We start from the raw sequence: 1,325 nt of genomic DNA, 5'->3' as shown, positions 1-1,325 counted from the left end.
ACTGACAGTGAGGATGTTCGTGAGCGTCTCCCGGCGGGGTCTGACCCAGCCACTGACTGACCTTGGGTCCTCAACGGGATCTGTCGGCCCCGGCCGGGAGGCGCTCGTGTGCATCCACCGCACCGGCCTGCGTGACTTCATAAGAGCCTGGCCAGAGGCCCCATCACTGTCTTGTCCGCCTGCTCGGTCGGTGGCTGCCGCCCCTACCGGATCAGTGGAGAGGACGGCGATGTCAACCATCGCACAGCAGCTCGTCGAGGTCACCGGCGGCGTGGACACGCACAAGGACACCCACACCGCCGCGGCGGTCGACTCCGTGGGGCGGGTCCTGGGCGCGGAGCAGTTCGAGGCCACGGCGGCCGGCTACCGCCAGCTTGTGTCATGGCTCCGCTCGTTCGGTGTCCTGGTGCTGGTCGGTGTGGAGGGCACGGGTGCCTACGGGGCCGGCCTGGCCCGCTATCTGCGCGAGCAGGAGGTGGCGGTGGTCGAGATCGACCGCCAGGACCGCAAGGCCCGCCGCTGGCAGGGCAAGTCAGACCCCGTGGACGCCGAGGCCGCCGCCCGTGCGGCACTGTCGGCCCGCCGCACCGGGATACCCAAGCAGCGCGACGGCCGGGTGGAGTCCCTGCGCAGTCTGCGGGTCGCCCGCCGCAGTGCGGTCCAGCAACGCGCCGACGTGTCACGGCAGATGAAAGCACTGATTGTGTCCGCGCCGGAAGAACTGCGTGCCGCGGTGCGCGAGCTGGGCGACCGGCAGCTGATCTTCACCTGCGCGGCCTGGCGGCCCGATGCCCGCCGGGCCGGCGACCCGGTGGTCGCCGGCCGGATGGCTCTGCGGACCCTGGCCCGGCGTCACCAGCGGCTCGCTCAGGAGATCGACGAGCTGGATGAGGTCATCGCCCCGCTGGTCACCGACATCGCACCTCGGCTGCTTGCGCTCAACGGCGTCGGCGCCGACGTGGCGGGGCAACTGCTGGTCACTGTGGGCGACAACCCCGAGCGCCTGCGCTCGGAGGCGGCCTTCGCGATGCTCTGCGGCGCCGCCCCGCTGCCGGCCTCCTCCGGCCGCACCCAACGCCACCGGCTCAACCGGGGCGGCGACCGGGCAGCCAACGCGGCCCTCTACCGCATCGTGCTCTGCCGTCTGCGCTGGGACCCACGGACTCGCTCCTACATGGAGCGCCGCACGAAGGAAGGACTGTCCAAGAAGGAGATCATCCGCTGTCTCAAGCGGTACATCGCCCGAGAGATCTACCAGCTCATCACTGCTTCAACCACGAATGGCCGTCAGCTCACAACTGCCGCTTGACATCCATAAGAGCATC

General features: G+C 70.0%; 1 protein-coding gene. It reads left to right on the top strand.

All coding sequences use genetic code 11. The features are described from left to right. Positions 1 to 229: 229 nt before the first annotated feature. Positions 230 to 1,309 (top strand): IS110 family transposase, encoded by a 1,080-nt coding sequence (locus ACI2LW_RS33685; RefSeq protein WP_404735059.1) that lies wholly within the window; start codon positions 230 to 232, stop codon positions 1,307 to 1,309. Positions 1,310 to 1,325 lie beyond the last annotated feature (16 nt).

This window comes from Streptomyces sp. NPDC004065 (genome assembly GCF_044903565.1).
Classification (GTDB): Bacteria; Actinomycetota; Actinomycetes; order Streptomycetales; family Streptomycetaceae; genus Streptomyces.
This window is presented reverse-complemented; position numbering and strand designations above follow the sequence as displayed.